Source organism: Cronobacter sp. 153480017-3 (assembly GCF_053627815.1).
On sequence record NZ_JBSEYN010000006.1, the window covers coordinates 225,994 to 245,696 of the forward strand.

The window sequence follows — 19,703 nt, forward strand, 5'->3', positions numbered from 1 at the left end:
CTGATCAGTGCGGCGATTTTTCGTGCTCGTCAGCGTCAAGCACCGTCTCTTCCGGGCGCAATACATTGATAAGTTTGAAAATCAGGCTCAGCGCCACGCCGACAATCGTCGCCAGCGCCATGCCTTTCAGCTCGGCCGCGCCAATATGCACTTTCGCGCCGCTGACGCCGATGATCAGGATGACTGACGTCAGGATCAGGTTCTGCGCCTTGCTATAATCCACTTTAGATTCAATCAGTACGCGAATACCGGATGCGCCGATCACGCCGTAGAGCAGCAGCGAAACGCCGCCCATCACCGGCACCGGGATAATCTGGATCGCCGCCGCCAGTTTGCCAACGCAGGAGAGCAAAATCGCGATGATCGCAGCGCCACCAATAACCCAGGTGCTGTAAACGCGGGTGATCGCCATAACGCCGATGTTTTCGCCATAGGTCGTGTTCGGCGTGGAGCCGAAGAAACCGGAAATCATCGTCGAGAAACCGTTCGCAAACATCGAGCGGTGCAGGCCCGGATCGCGGATCAGATCTTTTTTCACGATGTTCGCCGTCACCACCAGGTGCCCGACGTGCTCGGCTATGACCACCAGCGCTGCGGGCAGAATGGTGAAGATGGCAAACCACTCAAAGCGCGGCGTGTAGAACGTCGGCAGCGCAAACCAGTGGGCATTGGCAATCGGCGTGGTATCCACAACGCCCATCGCGAAGGAGAGCGCATAGCCCGCCAGCACGCCGATGAGAATCGGGATGATCGCGAGAAAACCGCGGAACAGCACCGAGCCAAACACCGTGACCGCCAGCGTTACCAGCGAAATAGTGATTGTGGTGGAATCCGCCGTCTGGCCTTCCGCAGGCAGCAGGCCCGCCATATTGGCCGCAACGCCCGCCAGTTCCAGGCCGATAACCGCGACGATGGCACCCATCGCCGCAGGCGGGAACATCACGTCGAGCCAGCCGGTGCCCGCTTTTTTGACAATCAGCGCCACGATGCAAAACAGCGCGCCGCAGACGATAAACCCGCCGAGCGCCATCTCATAGCCAAGCGGCAGCAACAGCAACACGGGCGAGATAAAGGCAAAGCTTGAGCCCAGATACGCCGGGATTTTGCCTTTACAGATAAAGAGATACAGCAGCGTGCCGATGCCGTTAAACAGCAGTACGGTGGCCGGGTTAATATGAAACAGGATGGGCACCAGCACGGTTGCGCCAAACATGGCGAACAGGTGCTGCAAACTAAGCGGGATAGTCTGTAAGAGCGGCGGACGTTCACTTACCCCGATAGCACGGCGCGTCATAGCGTTTTCCTCAAGAGTGTTGATGTGTGATGTGTTAAGTGTGGGACCAAAAAAAAGCCGACTAATAAGTCGGCTTAACGTTTATTTCGTACCAAATATTTTATCGCCCGCATCGCCGAGGCCCGGGATGATGTACCCGTGCTCGTTCAGCCCCTTGTCGATAGACGCGGTATAAAGCTCGATATCCGGGTGCGCTTTCTCCAGCGCCTTGATGCCTTCCGGCGCGGCAACCAGAACCAGCACTTTGATGCTGGTGCAGCCCGCTTTCTTCAGCAGGTCGATGGTGGCGATCATCGAACCGCCTGTCGCCAGCATCGGGTCGACAACCAGCGCCATGCGCTCGTCGATATTAGAAACCAGCTTCTGGAAATACGGCACCGGCTCCAGGGTTTCTTCATCACGGTAAACGCCGACCACGCTGATACGCGCGCTCGGTACGTTCTCCAGCACCCCTTCCATCATGCCAAGACCGGCGCGCAGAATAGGCACTACGGTAATTTTCTTGCCTTTGATCTGCTCGATTTCCACCGGGCCGTTCCAGCCTTCGATAGTCACTTTTTCCGTCAGCAGATCGGCTGTGGCTTCATAGGTCAGCAGGCTGCCCACTTCAGAGGCGAGTTCACGAAAACGCTTGGTGCTGATGTCATGCTCGCGCATCAGGCCCAGCTTGTGTTTAACCAGCGGGTGTTTCACTTCAACGATCTTCATTCTCTTTCTCCCCAGCAAGATGGCAGCCACAAAAAAATCGCCGGATTATACCGCTTTTTGCGGGCCGCGCCATACGTAATGGGCTTGATCGGGATCAACCGAACAGAAGTCAGTCATCTTATTAGTGTGTTTTATTCAACGCAACAAGGGCTCGCAAACGTTTGCCTGGACTGTTAGAATTGCCGCGTTTTCTCTACTACCACCAACCGCAACCGCGTGGGGACTTTAGCAGTGACCGACAAAACCTCTCTCAGCTATAAAGATGCCGGTGTTGATATTGATGCTGGTAACGCTCTGGTCGACCGAATCAAAGGCGTCGTGAAAAAAACCCGTCGCCCGGAAGTGATGGGTGGCCTGGGCGGCTTCGGCGCCCTCTGCGCGCTGCCGCAGAAATACCGCGAGCCAGTGCTGGTCTCCGGGACGGACGGCGTCGGCACCAAGCTGCGTCTGGCGATGGATCTGAAGCGTCACGACACGATTGGCATCGATCTGGTGGCGATGTGCGTTAACGATCTGGTGGTACAGGGCGCTGAGCCGCTGTTCTTCCTCGATTACTACGCGACCGGCAAGCTGGATGTGGATACCGCGGCAAGCGTGATTAACGGCATCGCCGAAGGCTGCCTGCAATCCGGCTGCGCGCTGGTGGGCGGCGAAACGGCGGAAATGCCTGGCATGTATCACGGCGACGATTACGACGTGGCCGGTTTCTGCGTCGGCGTGGTGGAAAAATCAGAGATTATCGACGGCTCGAAAGTCGCCGATGGCGACGTACTGGTCGCGCTAGCCTCCAGCGGTCCGCACTCCAACGGCTACTCGCTGGTGCGTAAAATTCTTGAAGTGAGCGGCGCGGACCCGCAAACCACCGAGCTTGACGGCAAACCGCTCGCCGATCACCTGCTGGCCCCTACCCGCATCTATGTAAAACCGGTGCTGGAGCTGATTGAGAAGCTTGAAGTCCATGCCATCGCCCACCTGACCGGCGGCGGCTTCTGGGAAAACATTCCGCGCGTGCTGCCGGACAACACCCAGGCCGTGATTGATGAAGCCTCCTGGCAGTGGCCGGCGGTCTTCAACTGGCTACAGCAGGCGGGCAACGTCAGCCGTCATGAAATGTACCGCACCTTTAACTGCGGCGTTGGTATGGTCATCGCCCTGCCAGCCGCAGAAGCGGATAACGCGGTAGCGCTGCTCAATAGCCTCGGCGAAACCGCATGGAAAATCGGCGCGATCAAAGCCTCCGATGCCCAGGAACGCGTGGTTATTGCGTAATGAAGCGCATCGTAGTGCTGATTTCCGGCAGCGGCAGTAATTTGCAGGCGATTATCGACGCCTGCGCGCAGAAGAAAATCAACGGCGTGATTAGCGCCGTCTTCAGCAACAAGGCCGACGCGTTCGGCCTTGAACGCGCGCGCGAGGCCGCCATTCCCGCGCATGCGTTAAGCGCATCTGATTTTGCCAGCCGCGAGGCGTTTGACCGCGAGCTGATGCAGGAGATAGACGCCTACGCGCCGGATCTGGTGGTGCTGGCGGGCTATATGCGTATTCTGAGCCCGGCCTTTGTGGCGCACTATGAAGGACGGCTGCTGAATATTCACCCTTCCCTGCTGCCGAAATATCCGGGGCTGCATACGCACCGCCAGGCGCTCGCCAACGGCGATGAAGAGCACGGCACATCGGTGCATTTTGTGACGGACGAGCTGGATGGCGGCCCGGTGATTTTACAGGCCCGCGTTCCGGTCTTTCCCGGCGACAGCGAAGAGGACGTCACCGCGCGCGTTCAGGCGCAAGAGCACGCCATCTACCCGCTGGTGGTAAGCTGGTTTGTCGAGGACCGTCTCGCGATGCGCGAAGGCCGCGCCTGGCTGGACGGGCAGCCGCTCCCGCCGCAGGGTTACGCTTCTGACGAATGATTAAAGGGCCGCGAGGCCCTTTATTTTTTCTTTCGTCTGGCGTTAATTCCGTCATCGGCACGGAAAACTTGCCCGCCAACATCACGGTTTCACAGGCTTTTTTGCCGCTTTCTCGTAAGCCTGCGGATAACTGTCATACTTTTCTGGCACAGTTGGACAGAGCATGACAAAGCTCGCCATAATAACCCCGAGACGGATTTGCCACGTCCCGAGTTAATCAACCGGAGTGTGAGTAGTAATGGGTCAGGAAAAGCTTTATATCGAAAAAGAACTGAGCTGGTTATCGTTCAACGAACGCGTATTGCAGGAAGCGGCGGATAAATCTAACCCGCTGATTGAGCGCATGCGCTTTCTGGGCATCTACTCTAACAACCTTGATGAGTTTTATAAGGTCCGGTTTGCCGAGCTTAAGCGGCGCATTATCATCAGCGAAGAGCAGGGTTCTAACTCCCATTCGCGCCACCTGCTGGGCAAGATCCAGTCGCGGGTGCTGAAGGCAGATCAGGAGTTCGACGGCCTGTATAACGATCTGCTGCTGGAGATGGCGCGCAACCAAATCTTTCTGATTAACGAACGCCAGCTTTCTGAAAATCAACAGGTGTGGCTGCGCCACTACTTCAAACACTATCTGCGCCAGCACGTCACCCCGACGCTGATTAATCGCGACACCGATCTGGTGCAGTTTCTGAAAGACGATTACACCTATCTGGCGGTCGAAATCATTCGCGGCGAATCTATTCGCTACGCGCTGCTGGAGATCCCGGCGGATAAAGTGCCGCGCTTCGTGAATCTTCCGCCCGAAACCCCGCGCCGCCGCAAGCCGATGATCCTGCTGGATAACATTCTGCGCTTCTGCCTGGATGATATCTTTAAAGGCTTTTTCGATTACGACGCGCTGAACGCCTATTCCATGAAAATGACGCGCGACGCGGAATACGATCTGGTGCATGAGATGGAATCGAGCCTGCTGGAGCTGATGTCTTCAAGCCTCAAGCAGCGCCTCACCGCCGAGCCGGTGCGTTTCGTTTACCAGCGCGACATGCCGGACGCGATGGTGCAGATGCTGCGCGAGAAGCTCTCTATCTCCCGCTATGACTCCATCGTGCCGGGGGGGCGTTACCATAACTTTAAAGATTTCATTAGTTTCCCCAATGTCGGCAAAGCGAATTTGATCAACAAACCGCTGCCGCGCCTGCGCCACATCTGGTTCGATCAATTCCGCAACGGCTTTGACGCCATTCGCGAGCGCGACGTGCTGCTCTACTACCCGTATCACACGTTCGAGCATGTGCTGGAACTGCTGCGCCAGGCCTCGTTTGACCCGAGCGTGCTGGCCATCAAAATCAATATTTATCGCGTGGCGAAAGACTCGCGCATTATCGACTCAATGATCCACGCCGCCCACAACGGCAAAAAAGTGACCGTCGTGGTGGAATTGCAGGCGCGATTTGATGAAGAGGCGAATATTCACTGGGCGAAACGCCTGACCGAAGCGGGCGTACATGTGATCTTCTCAGCGCCGGGCCTTAAGATCCACGCCAAACTGTTTCTCATCTCGCGTAAAGAGGGTGACGACGTGGTGCGCTACGCGCATATCGGCACCGGCAACTTTAACGAGAAAACCGCGCGTCTTTATACCGACTACTCGCTGCTGACCGCCGATGCGCGCATCACCAACGAAGTGCGCCGGGTATTTAACTTTATCGAGAACCCTTACCGCCCGGTGAGTTTCGATTACCTGCTGGTGTCGCCGCAAAACTCGCGCCGCCTGCTTTATGAAATGGTCGATCAGGAGATAGCCAACGCGCAGCAAGGGTTGCCGTCGGGGATTACGCTTAAGCTTAATAATCTCGTCGATAAAGGGCTGGTGGACAGGCTCTACGCGGCGTCCGGCTCCGGCGTAAAAGTGAATCTGCTGATTCGCGGCATGTGCTCGCTTATCCCGCAGCTGGAAGGCCTGAGCGACAATATTCAGGTCATCAGTATCGTTGACCGCTATCTCGAACATGACCGGGTTTATATTTTCGAAAATGGCGGCGATAAGCGCGTTTATCTGTCGTCTGCCGACTGGATGACGCGTAATATCGACTACCGCATTGAAGTCGCCGCGCCGCTGCTGGACCCGCGCCTGAAACAGCGCATTCTGGATATCATTGATATCCTGTTCAGTGATACGGTGAAGGCCCGTTATGTGGACAAAGAACTGAGTAATCGCTATGTGCCGCGTGGTAATCGCCGCAAAGTTCGCGCACAATTGGCGATTTACGATTACATAAAATCTCTGGAACAGCCTGAATAATCTATGCCGATAACTTCTGATGCTCCACGACCGGAGGAATTTGCTGCGGTCGATCTCGGCTCTAACAGCTTCCATATGGTGATTGCCCGTGTGGTGGATGGCGCCATGCAAATCATTGGTCGTCTGAAACAGCGCGTACACCTGGCCGATGGGCTGGACGAAAATAATATGCTGAGCGAAGAGGCCATGGAGCGCGGCCTCGCCTGCCTCTCCCTGTTCGCCGAGCGCCTGCAGGGGTTTTCCGCGGCGAAAGTCTGCATCGTGGGCACCCACACGCTGCGCCAGGCCGCTAACGCGACGGATTTCCTGCGTCGCGCGGAAAAGGTTATCCCCTACCCGATTGAAATTATCTCCGGCAATGAAGAAGCGCGCCTGATTTTTATGGGCGTGGAACATACGCAGCCAGAGCGCGGGCGTAAGCTGGTTATCGATATCGGCGGCGGCTCGACGGAGCTGGTGATCGGCGAAGATTTCGAGCCGCAACTGGTGGAAAGCCGCCGCATGGGCTGCGTCAGTTTCGGGCAGCATTTCTTCCCGAACGGTGAGATAACGCCGGATAATTTCCGCCGCGCGCGTCTCGCCGCCGTGCAAAAGCTTGAAAGCCTCGCCTGGCAGTATCGCCTTAAAGGCTGGACCGTGGCGCTGGGCGCTTCCGGCACCATCAAAGCCGCGCATGAAGTGCTGGTAGAGATGGGCGAAAAAGACGGTTTTATCACGCCGGATCGCCTCGATATGCTGCGCGATGAAGTGCTGAAATTCGGCCACTTCTCCGCGCTTACCCTGCCGGGCCTGTCGGAAGAGCGCAAAGTCGTCTTCGTGCCGGGGCTGGCTATTCTCTGCGGCGTGTTTGACGCGCTGGCGATCCGCGAGCTGCGTCTCTCAGACGGCGCGCTGCGCGAAGGCGTGCTGTATGAGATGGAAGGCCGTTTCCGCCATCAGGATATCCGCATTCGCACCGCGCAGAGCCTCGCCAATCAGTACCATATCGACAGGGAACAGGCACACCGGGTACTGGATACCACCATGCTGATGTATGAGCAGTGGGAGCAGCAAAACCCTAAGCTTGCGAACCCGTCGCTGGCGGCGCTCCTGAAATGGGCGGCGATGCTGCATGAGGTCGGGCTTGGCATTAACCACAGCGGCCTGCACCGCCATTCGGCGTATATCCTTCAGAACAGCGATCTGCCGGGCTTTAATCAGGAGCAGCAAATGATGATGGCGACGCTGGTGCGCTATCACCGTAAGGCGATTAAGCTCGACGAGCTGCCGCGCTTTACGCTGTACAAGAAAAAGCAGTTCCTGCCGCTCATCCAGCTGCTGCGCCTTGGCGTGCTGCTGAACAATCAGCGTCAGGCGACCACCACACCGCCGACGCTGGTGCTGAATACCGATGAGAATCACTGGACGCTGCGTTTCCCGCACGACTGGTTCAGCCAGAACGCGCTGGTGCTGCTGGATCTCGAACGTGAGCAGCAGTACTGGGAAGGCGTTACCGGCTGGAAGCTGAATATTGAAGAAGAAGCGAGCCCGGAAGTGGCCGCCTGAAACACGAAACGGTGAGCCTGGCTCACCGTTTTTTTTATGCCTGCGCTTGGGGCTTCGCCGCGATAAGCGACTCCAGCGGTTGCGGCTTACCAATCACATAGCCCTGCAGATAGTCGATACCGAGCGAACAAGCGACGTTTTTGATCTCTTCGCTTTCCACATACTCCGCCACCACCTGCATATTTTTCATCCGCGCCAGATGGCACATCGATTCGACAATCTGGTAATCCAGGCTGCTGGTCACGATGTTGCGAATAAAACTACCGTCGATTTTTAAAATATCGGCATTGATGTTTTTCAGCCGCGCGTAGCTGGCGTAACCGGTGCCGAAATCGTCAATTGCAATGCGACACCCCATTGCTCGCAGCCGCGAAAGCGTCATTTGCGTCTGTTCCACATTCGTGAACGACTGGCTTTCAGTGATTTCAAAAATCAGTTGCCAGGGCTCAATGTGATAACGCGCCAGCAGCCGCTGGACCTCGCCCGGAAACGGCACGCGACAGACTGTGGCAGGCGTCAGGTTGATAGAGAAACGGCTGCCTGGCAGCTGTTCGCGCCACTCATCCATAAATTGCAGCGTGCTTTCCAGCACCATCAGATCAATGCGCGACGAGAGGCCGAACTCATGCGCCACGGGCAGGAAATTCTCCGGGGCAATCAGTTCGCCGTCATCACCGCGCATACGCAGCAGAATTTCGTAGTAGCTGTCGCCGCGCATCCCTTCGATACGCTGCGCCATCAATCGGAAATGATGATTATCCAGCGCCTGCTGGAGGCGGTTGAGCATATCCACTTTCAGCTTCACAGCTTTCTGCACGTGGTTTGCGCCACGACACTGCAAGCTTTCGGGCTGATTGGTGGCAAGCGACAGATCCGCCATGGTGCTCATTTCACCAAGCAACAAATGCAGATGCGTGACCGGCGAGCGCACAAAGCTGTAACTGATACCCACCTGCGGCTGTAACGGCATGCCATCCCACATAAAGCGGAACTGTCGCACGCGTTTATCCAGCGCGTCAATGCGCTCAAGATACGATTCCGTGTGAATACGCAGCACTAAATCGTGCCCGGAAAGTTGGTACGCCAGCTCATCCGGCAGCAGGATCTGGCGCAACCACGCCGCCATCTGCTGTTTATAGAGAATGCGCAGCATGACGCCATAGTTTCGCCCGAGCAGCTCAAGCTCGGGAATACGCATAAAACACAGCACCGACCAGGGGGCTTTGCCAAGATCCCGGTTCAGCGCTCGCAGATTCGGCATATGGCTTAACGGATCGATTAACGCCAGACGACGGCCGCGCAGATGCATCGTGCGCTGGCGGGTGGCAGTCAGCGCCATAAAGACAATCACCAGCGAAAAGACGCCATAGCTGGAGGTATTGACCACCATCTGGGTTTCGTAGCCGGGTACCGACGGGAAGTAGAGATAATAGAAATGACATAACACAGCCAGCACCGGCGTCCAGACGGTGGTGATGAAGAAATAGCCAAACCGCATCGCGCCCCAGAGCATCACGGGCAACAGTAATGAAAGCGTATAGGTGGTACTGAACAGCGAACTGCTGTCGCCCGTCGGCTGCACCAGACAGCCAAGCAGGAACAGAATCACGCCGAGCCAGACAACCACTTCGATTTTGCTGACTTTCTTATCGCGCTGGGCACGCGCCTGCGAGAGAAAACTCTTCAGATAGCGCGGGTGGCGCAGCACGCGAATCAGCAGATAGAAAAAAGGCATCCCCGTAAGGCAGCCGACCAGTACGGCCTGATAGCTGATAAGCGTCAATACGGTAAAAGGATTATCGCCCGTCAGTGACGTTGGACGTTCATAGAGCCCGAGAAACGCGGCTATCTGGTAAAACAGCATAAAGACCGAGGCGTTAAAGAACACCAGCCAGAACATACGCTGCGCGCCGCTGCGTGAATGCCACCACGAAACCGCGTGCTGGCCCGGCGCGAAAATACGGTAGCCTGCCCAGCTCAGCGTTATCGGGATAAAGAAATTCAGCAGCGTGACAGAGAGATCTAACCCCCCCACATTGCGGTGATAATAGACAACGATGCCAAGGCCGATGCCGGGCAGCGCGCGACGGCCATAAATCATCAGAAAGGCGCTAAACAGCGACAGCGGCAGGTAATAAAGCACCACCAGACCGCCTTCGATATGCACGTAAGTATTGCCTGCGCGGGCGAGTGGTAATAACAACAGCGGTAACACCAGCGGCAGAGCCCACCACTGATCTTTATTTTTCTTGAGTGTTTCAACCGATAACATAGATGCTCGATACCAGGGTCCCGTTCCCGGGCAAGAATTTCAGGCAGGCATCCGACCTGGCTGTTGAGAAGCGCGACAGACCTGAGCCGGACGCGGCGCGGTTAGCCAATCTTAGCCACAGGAAACCGCTTTCTTTTGATATACATCAAGTAATGCAACTGCACCATACGCGAACCGGCATTTGCAGAAAAAGACTCTTATCGCGTTATGCATCAAATGCTTAAATCCATTGATAAAAATCAGCCCCGGCAGATTCGTACGGAAATTTACATGATGAATAATTGACCTCTTCGGCTCGCTGTGCCTTAATATTTACGTCGCCCGCAGTTGACGGGTAAACCTGAAGGGTAAAGGCGTGTCACAGGCCACCAGCATACGAAGACGGGACAGATTCAACGGTCGAATGACCCGTATTGTACTGCTTATCAGTTTTCTTTTCTTCTTTGGTCGCTTTATCTACTCCGCCATCGGCGCGTGGTATCACCACCAGGATAAAGTCCAGGCCCAGCAAATCAGCATGCCTCTCGACGCCTCCTCGCAGCAACAGCAGCAGCGCTAGTGTCTTAAGCTTCCCTTGCGACGCCAGAAAACGCCCGCAATCGATGATTTACGGGCGTTTCGGATATTCTGAAAACCGCGGCGTAATAAGCGCTGATGAACGGATGAGTAGTGACGGGTAATAACCCCGGCAATAACGTTTAATCGCACATGCAGTGCAGAGCCGAAGACGGATGGTATTGCAGTCGTGGCAATCCGCCGATATTTATCCTGATATTCGCTCATGCCGGGATTATCTCCCGATAAGAATGTCTGAGTCTCTGCGGGAAATGCATGACGAGGAAGATAATGAAAATATGCTCGTATAAAATCAGAAGCATGCTCGTTGAAATTTAGATGTACTCGCCTGATAACATTGGTTATTTCTTCAAACAAACGTCTTAAAACGGTCTCATAAATTCTGAATCAGCCTCAACTCAATATCGTCTATCCGCTCTATGGCAGGGGCGAGGTATTATTTGCGATTATCCACCACGAAATAATCCGTCATTAACTTTGCCTTGCACAAAATAGTTTTTGATAACATGAGAAAATTATACCAGATAAAAGTTAATCTACCTTTCTATGCACAAGAGTCGGCGTATTGCAATGTACTCCCCCCTCCTGATCTATGTAGATTGCAGTCTATAAGATAAACCCTATAGACTTATCTGCTACTGCGCACTCCTTCGCGCACCTCCATGCCATGACTCAGCGTGTAATTAACCCCATGGCTGACTTTTAACTTGCATAACATTTTTCATGAGGAAGAGAATGGCTGAAATTGCGATTGAGGTGTCCGATGTGCAGGTTTTGGAAGAATTAGAAACACTTAGCAAAGATGCTGATGGTTTTTCTTCAGAGCACCAGGGTATTGATGGTGTTCAACTTTTTACGGCGGTGATGACGCTGGGCCCATTGGTGATCAACGGTATCGTCAAAATTGTCCTGGCACAGATTGCCGCCAGGAAACATGTACGCGTCATTGTGGATGGTACTGAGATCAGCGGGGTGAGCGAAAAAACGCTTATGGATATCCTCAACAGTAAAGTTGACAACCAGCCCCGCAAATAGCCGATGAATAAAACGTCGCCGATTGACCGTCTCATCTCAGCTACGCGTCTCAACGACACAGTAAGGGCTAACCCCGAATTATATGAAACAACAATACTGCGCCTGAAGTCTATAGCAGAGCAATTGGGGTTGCCTCTTGATGTCAAGGTCGTGTATTCATCGTCACGCAGGGTTGAACACATCACCATATCCGGCATGGTCTGGTTGATTTACGATCAGTATCTGGGTCAAACGATGAATATGCTGAACAGGCTTTTCATTGAGGCGGAGGATGCCCATCCATCGCTTGTCTACTTTCACAAAGTATTGGCAGAGCGACTTGTTGATGCTGGACAGTTAGCTAATGCGTTACATTGTGCTGCGGCGTATCACTCCTCGCGTGAAGTATTACGTTCCAGATCTTCAGACTACACCTGGCGCAACGTGTTAACGAAAACCCACGAGCGATTCTTGCTTTATCACGAGTTCGGGCATCGTATTTTTTCAAATCCTGCGCTCATGCCGGTTATACGCGAGCATGTGCAATTCCTTATTCAGCATCAGGCTCAGGTAACGCGAAGACCGCTTAAGACGATCCTTCGGTCGATGCGCAAAGCGCCTTCTGCAGCGCGGCATCACCAGAATCTCAAAGCTGCTATTCGCGATCTCAGGCTTGAATATGAATCTGAGGAAGGGCGGTATTACAGACAAGCACAGCTGTCCTCATTAGCTCAGCCCCAAACTGAAGAAGAAGTGTTTTGTGACGTCTTCGCCTCAGATTTTGTACTGATGGAAGGCCTCAATGACGGTGATGATCTCATAAAAGTACTACGCGCAATTTATGTTGGACTCTACCACTTACAAGCGCTTGAATATTTACGCCGATTTCCATCTCTTACGAATGATTCGACGGACTGGCTGACTGACAAAATGCCGCACATTCAACTGCGCAGCCACTGCCTGCGTGCACACCTGATATTCCTCTACCAGACGGAGTTACGTGTCAAACAGCAGCTTGATGATAACCTCGTTGCCGACAGCATTCGTGCTTTTGAAATTCAACTCATGGAAGATCAGAAACGTCACTACGATGTGATATATGACAGCGCAATACGGCTGTGTGATAGCTTACGACGTAATGACACGCTCCCGGAACTGGGCAGGGAAACAATGGCGAGGCTACAGGCCGGGTTGCAAGATTCACAATCAACGTCCACACCATTACCCACTGATGATGAATTAAAGAAAATTATTCTGATTTTTACGGGTTGGCTTCCATAATGACCTTTTCCGGGATGTGGAAGGTTCGCCTTTGAGATATAAGCAGTGACTGCGTAAAAGAGCGATTATTTAACTGAATAAACGTCGTCCGCGCTCTTTTACAGGCTTAATACACGGCATCAAAATAATATCATTAACGTTTACTATGGAAATATTTTGTCGGGATTGACTGGTGCCATTGCGCGTTCTCCTCGCGTTAGTCTCTGCTTCTGACAACAATAGAGAGCGAGCGTCCAGACGATATTTCTCGCATCTGGCCTATGTGCCGTACGATCTATCCACCACTTGCGCCTTGTTGATTATCACTTTGGGTTTTGGACGCAGCCACCATCATGGTCTACAACTTACCGGGTGTTGTTTATTCGTTAACCGAGCTCGGTGTCCCGTTTTCTCACTATGAGAACTGGCATTTCACCCGTTACATCAGGAAGTTGGTGGGTCGTTCAACTGCGTTACACATCGCTATCGCGGGCGCGAAAAGGGATCGGGATCTCTGCCGCTTACGCGCATACAGAGCCCTCCAGGTTCACAAGTCAGACATACAGACGCATTACGATTAAAGCTGTTTTACAGGACGATCCGCAGGCTTTGAGCCGCGCTGTTGCCGCCAGGCTTAATACGGTCGACATTGCTGTCACTACTATTCTGAATGGCGGATTTCTGGCGTTACCTGAAGGCGATGCGCCTGTTGCGCAGCCTGGCGCGGCATTTCAACGACACGTTGGCCCATACTTACGCAAGGAATTAAACGATGCCCCATTCTGTCGAGTCCTTCCCTATTCACGTTCCGCAGGCACAGCTTGATGACCTGGCTGAACGTCTGGCGCAAACCCGGTGGCCTGATCCGCAAACCGTATCCGACCATAGCCAGGGGCCACAACTCCAACGGCTTCGCGCTCTGGTTGAACACTGGCAAAACGCGTATGACTGGCGCATCACTGAAACCCAACTGAATGAGTGGAACAGCAGCCGAACCGAAATCGACGGCCTCGGCATACACTTTCTGCATATTCGCTCCCCGCACCCCGACGCCCTTCCCTTGTTGATGACGCATGGCTGGCCGGGCTCCATTCTTGAATTCAGGGCGATGACAGGACCGCTTACCAACCCGACAGCCTATGGCGGACAAGCCTGCGATGCGTTTCATTTAGTTATCCCTTCGCTTCCGGGTTTTGGTTTTAGTGATAAACCCTCTTCACCTGGCTGGGGCGTAGCTAAAACAGCCAGAGCCTGGGCACAGCTCATGGAACGTTTGGGATACGGTCAGCGTTGGGCCGCCCAGGGGGGGGACTGGGGCGCAGCCGTCACCACTGCACTTGGGCATATGCGTCCGCCGGGTCTTGTGGGTATTCATCTGAATATGGTGATGTACCAGCCAACCCAGGATGAAATCGCACAGGCCACACCTGAAGAGCAGCGCATGTTGGCTGATGCTCAACGCTACGAGCGTGAGCTTTCGGGCTATATGAAGGTGCAAAGTACCCGTCCCCAGTCGATAGGCTTTGCCCTGTCAGACTCCCCCGTTGGCCTGGCCGCATGGATATACGCCCTCTTTCAGGACGCGTCCGACAGCGCAGGAGAACCTGAGCAGGTCATCGACATCAACGCCCTGATTGATGACGTTATGCTCTATTGGTTGCCGAATGCCGGACCAAGCTCCGTTCGTTTCTATTGGGAAGGAAGAAACGAGATGCAACGGCAAGGCCCTGCCCCGGTCATGCCTGTTCCGGCAGGTGTGAGCATGTTTCCCGGCGAATTACTACGCCTCTCCCGGCGCTGGGCACAGGCGCGTTTCGCCGACCTGCAATTTTTCGCAGAAGCTGAACGTGGCGGTCACTTCGCCGCGATGGAAAACCCGACTACTCTCGCCGGGCATATACGTGAGACTTTCCGGGTGCTGCGTTGACGGGCTCTGAGATGGAATGCAGCCGCGCGTATCATTAAGCCGTTACGATGCCATTCACAGGCCAATCGTTGCGCCGGAGCAACACCGTCTTTTCATGATGGCGTACTCACTGACAAACCGGCACGGTATTAACATTTCTCCCGGAGTCATCAGCGCACGCGAAAAAAAGCCCGCATTATGCGGGCTTTACATAGTGGTACAGCATGGTTTCAAATGAGACTTATTCCCACTCAATCGTCGCGGGCGGTTTACCGCTGATATCATAAACCACACGGGAAATGCCGTTGATTTCATTGATAATACGGTTGGAAACGCGGCCCAGGAAATCATATGGCAGATGCGCCCAGTGAGCGGTCATAAAGTCGATGGTTTCGACCGCACGCAGTGAGACGACCCAGTCATACTTACGGCCATCGCCCATGACGCCGACAGAGCGCACCGGCAGGAACACCGCGAATGCCTGGCTCACTTTGTCGTACAGATCCGCACGGCGCAGCTCTTCGATAAAGATAGCGTCGGCGCGGCGCAGCAGGTCGCAGTACTCTTTTTTCACTTCGCCCAGCACGCGCACACCGAGACCCGGCCCCGGGAACGGGTGGCGATAGAGCATGTCATACGGCAGGCCCAGCTCCAGACCAATTTTGCGCACTTCGTCTTTAAACAGCTCTTTGAGCGGCTCGACGAGGCCCATTTTCATCTCTTTCGGCAGGCCGCCCACGTTGTGGTGAGATTTGATCACGTGCGCTTTGCCGGTGGCAGACGCCGCAGATTCAATCACATCCGGGTAGATAGTGCCCTGCGCCAGCCATTTCACATCTTCCAGCTTCAGCGCTTCTTCGTCGAACACTTCCACAAATACACGGCCGATGGTTTTACGTTTGGCTTCCGGCTCGTCGATGCCCGCCAGCGCGTCGAGGAAGCGCGCTTCCGCCGGAACGTGAACGATGTTAAGCCCGAAATGGTCACCGAACATATCCATCACCTGCTCGGCTTCGTTCAGGCGCAGCAGGCCGTTATCAACGAATACACAGGTCAGACGGTCGCCAATCGCGCGGTGCAGCAGCATGGCGGTGACGGAGGAGTCCACGCCGCCGGAGAGGCCCAGGATCACGCGATCGTTACCCACCTGCTGACGAATGCGCTCAACCGCGTCGTCGATGATTTTCGCCGGCGTCCACAGCGCTTCACACTCACAGATGTCGCGCACGAAGCGCTCCAGCATACGCAGGCCCTGACGGGTGTGAGTCACTTCCGGGTGGAACTGCACGCCGTAGAAACGCTTCTCTTCGTTCGCCATGATCGCGAACGGACAGGTTTCGGTGCTGGCGACGGTCACGAAATCAGACGGAATGGCGGTCACTTTATCGCCGTGGCTCATCCAGACATCCAGCAGCGGGTTGCCGTCGGCGCTCAGCGCATCTTCAATACCGCGCACCAGCGCGCTGTCGGTTTTGACTTCTACCTGTGCATAACCGAATTCGCGCTCGTTAGAACCTTCCACATGGCCGCCCAACTGCATCGCCATGGTCTGCATACCGTAGCAAACGCCAAGCACCGGCACACCGGCGTTAAAGACATATTCCGGCGCGCGCGGGCTGTTTTCTTCAGTGGTGCTCTCCGGGCCGCCGGAAAGGATAATCCCGTTCGGATTAAAGCCGCGGATTTGCTCTTCCGTCACGTCCCAGGCCCACAGTTCACAGTAAACGCCCAGCTCACGCACGCGGCGGGCCACCAGTTGGGTGTACTGAGAACCGAAGTCGAGGATAAGGATACGATGCTTATGAATGTTGTCCGTCATTGACGCGTTTTCCAGAAAGTAGCTGATACAAAGTAAACGCCCGGCGCGAACGCCGGGCGAAGAAAATTAAGAACCCATACGGTAGTTCGGAGACTCTTTGGTGATGGTCACATCGTGAACGTGGCTTTCCTGAATGCCCGCGCCGCTGATGCGTACGAATTCCGCTTTGGTGCGCAGTTCGTCGATCGTAGCGCAACCGGTCAGCCCCATGCAGGAGCGCAGGCCGCCCATCTGCTGGTGGATGATTTCTTTCAGACGGCCTTTATACGCCACGCGGCCTTCGATGCCTTCCGGCACCAGCTTGTCAGCGGCGTTATCGGTCTGGAAATAGCGGTCGGAAGAGCCTTTGGACATCGCGCCGAGCGAGCCCATGCCGCGATAGGATTTATACGCGCGGCCCTGGTAGAGTTCGATTTCGCCCGGGGATTCATCCGTGCCGGCCAGCATAGAGCCGACCATCACGACGCTTGCGCCCGCCGCGATCGCTTTGGCGATATCACCGGAGAAACGAATGCCGCCGTCCGCGATAACCGGAATACCGGTGCCTTCCAGCGCTTCTACCGCGTCCGCCACGGCGGTGATCTGCGGTACGCCCACGCCGGTTACGATACGGGTGGTACAGATAGAACCAGGACCGATGCCCACTTTCACCGCGCTGACACCCGCGTCCGCCAGGGCTTTCGCGCCTGCGGCCGTTGCGACGTTACCGCCGATGATTTGCAGATCCGGGTATTTCGCGCGGGTTTCGCGAATGCGTTGCAGCACGCCTTCGGAGTGGCCGTGAGAAGAGTCAATCAGCAGCACGTCAACGCCTGCGGCAACCAGCGCGTCAACACGCTCTTCGTTACCGGCACCCGCGCCCACCGCCGCACCGACGCGCAGACGGCCCTGCTCGTCTTTACAGGCGTTCGGTTTACGTTCGGCTTTCTGGAAATCTTTTACGGTGATCATGCCGCGCAGGTGGAAGCTCTCATCCACGACCAGCGCTTTCTCAACGCGTTTTTCGTGCATTTTCGCCAGCACGACGTCGCGGGATTCGCCTTCGCGAACGGTCACCAGGCGCGCTTTCGGCGTCATGTAAACACTGACCGGCTGGTTCAGATCGGTCACAAAGCGCACGTCGCGCCCGGTGATGATACCAACCAGTTCGTTCTCTTCGGTCACAACCGGGTAGCCTGCGAAGCCGTTGCGCTCGGTCAGTTCTTTCACTTCACGCAGAGTGGTGGTCGGCAGGACGGTCTGCGGGTCAGTCACGACGCCGGATTCATGTTTTTTCACGCGGCGAACTTCTTCCGCCTGGCGCTCAATAGACATGTTTTTGTGGATAAAGCCGATGCCGCCTTCCTGCGCCAGGGCAATCGCCAGACGCGCTTCCGTGACGGTATCCATCGCCGCTGAAAGCATCGGGATGTTCAGGCGAATGGTTTTGGTCAGTTGCGTGCTGAGATCTGCGGTGTTCGGCAGAACGGTAGAGTGAGCGGGAACGAGGAGGACGTCGTCAAACGTCAGTGCTTCTTTAGCGATACGTAGCATGGGCAATATCTCAACCTGGGGTGAATGAGAACAGATAAAATATTGCCGCGGCATTATACAGAGCGTAACCGATTGCTTCTACATTTTTTTGCGAAAAAAGGTTGCGCTGGTCTGCGCGCAGGTTACTATCGATTGAATAACCCGCTGATTTAAAATTTGATCCAGCTCACATGCCGCTTACTCAGACACCCTCAATTTTTACCGTCAGCCGCCTTAACCAGAGCGTGCGTCTGCTGCTTGAGCAGGAGATGGGCCAGGTCTGGATCAGCGGCGAAATCTCCAACTTCACTCAGCCCGCGTCCGGTCACTGGTACTTTACGCTCAAAGACGACACCGCCCAGGTGCGCTGTGCGATGTTCCGCAACAGCAATCGTCGCGTGACGTTCCGCCCGCAGCATGGCCAGCAGGTGCTGGTGCGCGCCAATATCACGCTCTACGAGCCGCGCGGCGACTATCAAATCATCGTCGAAAGCATGCAGCCTGCCGGTGAAGGCTTGCTGCAACAGCGCTATGAACAGCTTAAGCAGCAGCTCGCCGCCGAAGGGTTGTTCGATCCGGCGCTGAAAAAGCCGCTGCCCTCCCCGGCGCGCCAGGTAGGCGTGATTACGTCGAAAACCGGCGCGGCGCTGCACGATGTGCTGAATGTCTTACGCCGCCGCGATCCGTCGTTGCCGGTGGTTATCTACCCGACCGCCGTACAGGGCGACGACGCGCCCGCGCAGATTGTGCGCGCCATTGAGCTTGCCAACCTGCGTGATGAATGCGACGTGTTAATCGTCGGGCGTGGTGGCGGCTCGCTGGAAGATTTGTGGAGCTTTAACGACGAACGCGTCGCGCGGGCGATTTTCGCAAGCCGCATTCCGGTCGTCAGCGCCGTCGGCCATGAAACCGACGTCACTATCGCCGATTTCGTCGCGGATCTGCGCGCGCCGACGCCGTCGGCCGCCGCCGAGATCGTCAGCCGCAACCAGCTTGAACTGCTGCGTCAGGTGCAGGCCTTGCAGCAGCGTCTGGAAATGGCGATGGACTACTCGCTGGCTAACCGCCAGCAGCGCTTTACGCGCCTGCATCACCGTCTTGAACAGCAGCACCCGCAGTTGCGCCTCGCCCGCCAGCAAACGCTGCTGATGCGCCTGCGCCAGCGTATGGATAACGCGCTGGACAGCCGGATGCGCCACGCAACGCAGCGTCAGACCCGCCTGATGCAACGTCTGAACCAGCAGCAGCCGCTGCCGCGCCTGCATCGCGCCTCGGCGCGCGTTCAGCAGCTGGAGTATCGCCTCGGGCAGATTGTCGCGGCCCGCCTGAGCCACACGCGTGAGCGTTTCGGCAACGCTATTACGCATCTGGAGGCTGTCAGCCCGCTTGCAACACTGGCGCGCGGCTACAGCGTTACCACGGCGCAGGATGGCAACGTGCTGAAGGCGACGAAGCAGGTGCGGCCCGGCGATATGCTGACTACGCGGCTTGCCGACGGCTGGGTGGAAAGCGAAGTGCGTCAAATTACACCCGCCAAAAAAACGCGCAAAAAGAAAACCGGATAAACCTCAGCAGCACCGGACTGGTC

At 55.6% G+C, this 19,703-nt stretch carries 14 protein-coding genes; 9 read left to right on the plus strand and 5 right to left on the minus strand.

Features of this window, described 5'->3' with window-relative positions:
• Positions 1–4 precede the first annotated feature (4 nt).
• Positions 5–1,294, minus strand: a complete 1,290-nt coding sequence (gene uraA / locus ACUW6V_RS15055) for a uracil permease (RefSeq protein WP_004386993.1) — start codon at positions 1,292–1,294, stop codon at positions 5–7.
• An 81-nt stretch (positions 1,295–1,375) separates the two neighbouring features.
• Positions 1,376–2,002 carry a uracil phosphoribosyltransferase gene (upp, locus tag ACUW6V_RS15060; protein ID WP_007763150.1) on the minus strand — a complete coding sequence of 209 codons (627 nt, stop codon included), beginning with the start codon at positions 2,000–2,002 and terminating at the stop codon, positions 1,376–1,378.
• A 231-nt stretch (positions 2,003–2,233) separates the two neighbouring features.
• Here upp and purM point away from each other — a divergent pair, with 231 nt between their 5' ends.
• The 4 genes from purM to ppx all read left to right on the plus strand — a co-directional run bounded on the left by purM (position 2,234) and on the right by ppx (position 7,756).
• Positions 2,234–3,271 (plus strand): phosphoribosylformylglycinamidine cyclo-ligase, encoded by a 1,038-nt coding sequence (purM, locus tag ACUW6V_RS15065; protein ID WP_007869947.1) that lies wholly within the window; start codon positions 2,234–2,236, stop codon positions 3,269–3,271.
• Positions 3,271–3,912: a phosphoribosylglycinamide formyltransferase gene (purN, locus tag ACUW6V_RS15070; RefSeq protein ID WP_454038554.1), complete on the plus strand. Its 642-nt coding sequence runs from the start codon at positions 3,271–3,273 to the stop codon at positions 3,910–3,912. The genes purM and purN overlap by 1 nt, the downstream gene beginning before the upstream one ends.
• A 238-nt stretch (positions 3,913–4,150) precedes the next feature.
• The gene (gene ppk1 / locus ACUW6V_RS15075) at positions 4,151–6,211 is read left to right on the plus strand and encodes a polyphosphate kinase 1 (protein WP_007900053.1); all 2,061 of its coding nucleotides are present in this window, start codon (positions 4,151–4,153) and stop codon (positions 6,209–6,211) included.
• Positions 6,212–6,214: 3 nt separating this feature from the next.
• Positions 6,215–7,756 carry an exopolyphosphatase gene (ppx, locus tag ACUW6V_RS15080; RefSeq protein WP_007900051.1) on the plus strand — a complete coding sequence of 514 codons (1,542 nt, stop codon included), beginning with the start codon at positions 6,215–6,217 and terminating at the stop codon, positions 7,754–7,756.
• Positions 7,757–7,790: 34 nt separating this feature from the next.
• Here the strand turns inward: ppx and ACUW6V_RS15085 are convergent, their stop codons facing one another.
• Positions 7,791–10,028 carry an EAL domain-containing protein gene (locus tag ACUW6V_RS15085; protein ID WP_454038555.1) on the minus strand — a complete coding sequence of 746 codons (2,238 nt, stop codon included), beginning with the start codon at positions 10,026–10,028 and terminating at the stop codon, positions 7,791–7,793.
• 355 nt (positions 10,029–10,383) lie between these two features.
• Here ACUW6V_RS15085 and ACUW6V_RS15090 point away from each other — a divergent pair, with 355 nt between their 5' ends.
• The 4 genes from ACUW6V_RS15090 (at position 10,384) to ACUW6V_RS15105 (ending at position 14,805) form a co-directional block, all read left to right on the plus strand.
• The gene (locus ACUW6V_RS15090; RefSeq protein ID WP_004386987.1) at positions 10,384–10,587 is read left to right on the plus strand and encodes a YfgG family protein; all 204 of its coding nucleotides are present in this window, start codon (positions 10,384–10,386) and stop codon (positions 10,585–10,587) included.
• A gap of 752 nt (positions 10,588–11,339) precedes the next feature.
• Positions 11,340–11,639 carry a hypothetical protein gene (locus ACUW6V_RS15095; protein ID WP_014728310.1) on the plus strand — a complete coding sequence of 100 codons (300 nt, stop codon included), beginning with the start codon at positions 11,340–11,342 and terminating at the stop codon, positions 11,637–11,639.
• Between the two features lie 3 nt (positions 11,640–11,642).
• Positions 11,643–12,899, plus strand: a complete 1,257-nt coding sequence (locus ACUW6V_RS15100) for a hypothetical protein (RefSeq protein WP_069683061.1) — start codon at positions 11,643–11,645, stop codon at positions 12,897–12,899.
• 751 nt (positions 12,900–13,650) lie between these two features.
• Positions 13,651–14,805 (plus strand): epoxide hydrolase family protein, encoded by a 1,155-nt coding sequence (locus tag ACUW6V_RS15105; protein WP_063264207.1) that lies wholly within the window; start codon positions 13,651–13,653, stop codon positions 14,803–14,805.
• A gap of 220 nt (positions 14,806–15,025) precedes the next feature.
• On the opposite strand, the gene guaA is transcribed toward ACUW6V_RS15105, so the two are convergent.
• Together guaA and guaB are read right to left on the minus strand one after the other, a co-directional pair.
• Positions 15,026–16,603, minus strand: a complete 1,578-nt coding sequence (gene guaA / locus ACUW6V_RS15110) for a glutamine-hydrolyzing GMP synthase (protein ID WP_007897290.1) — start codon at positions 16,601–16,603, stop codon at positions 15,026–15,028.
• Positions 16,604–16,669: 66 nt separating this feature from the next.
• Positions 16,670–18,136 carry an IMP dehydrogenase gene (gene guaB, locus ACUW6V_RS15115; RefSeq protein ID WP_004386985.1) on the minus strand — a complete coding sequence of 489 codons (1,467 nt, stop codon included), beginning with the start codon at positions 18,134–18,136 and terminating at the stop codon, positions 16,670–16,672.
• A gap of 170 nt (positions 18,137–18,306) precedes the next feature.
• Here guaB and xseA point away from each other — a divergent pair, with 170 nt between their 5' ends.
• Positions 18,307–19,680 (plus strand): exodeoxyribonuclease VII large subunit, encoded by a 1,374-nt coding sequence (gene xseA / locus ACUW6V_RS15120; RefSeq protein WP_454038556.1) that lies wholly within the window; start codon positions 18,307–18,309, stop codon positions 19,678–19,680.
• The last annotated feature ends 23 nt before the right edge of the window (positions 19,681–19,703 follow it).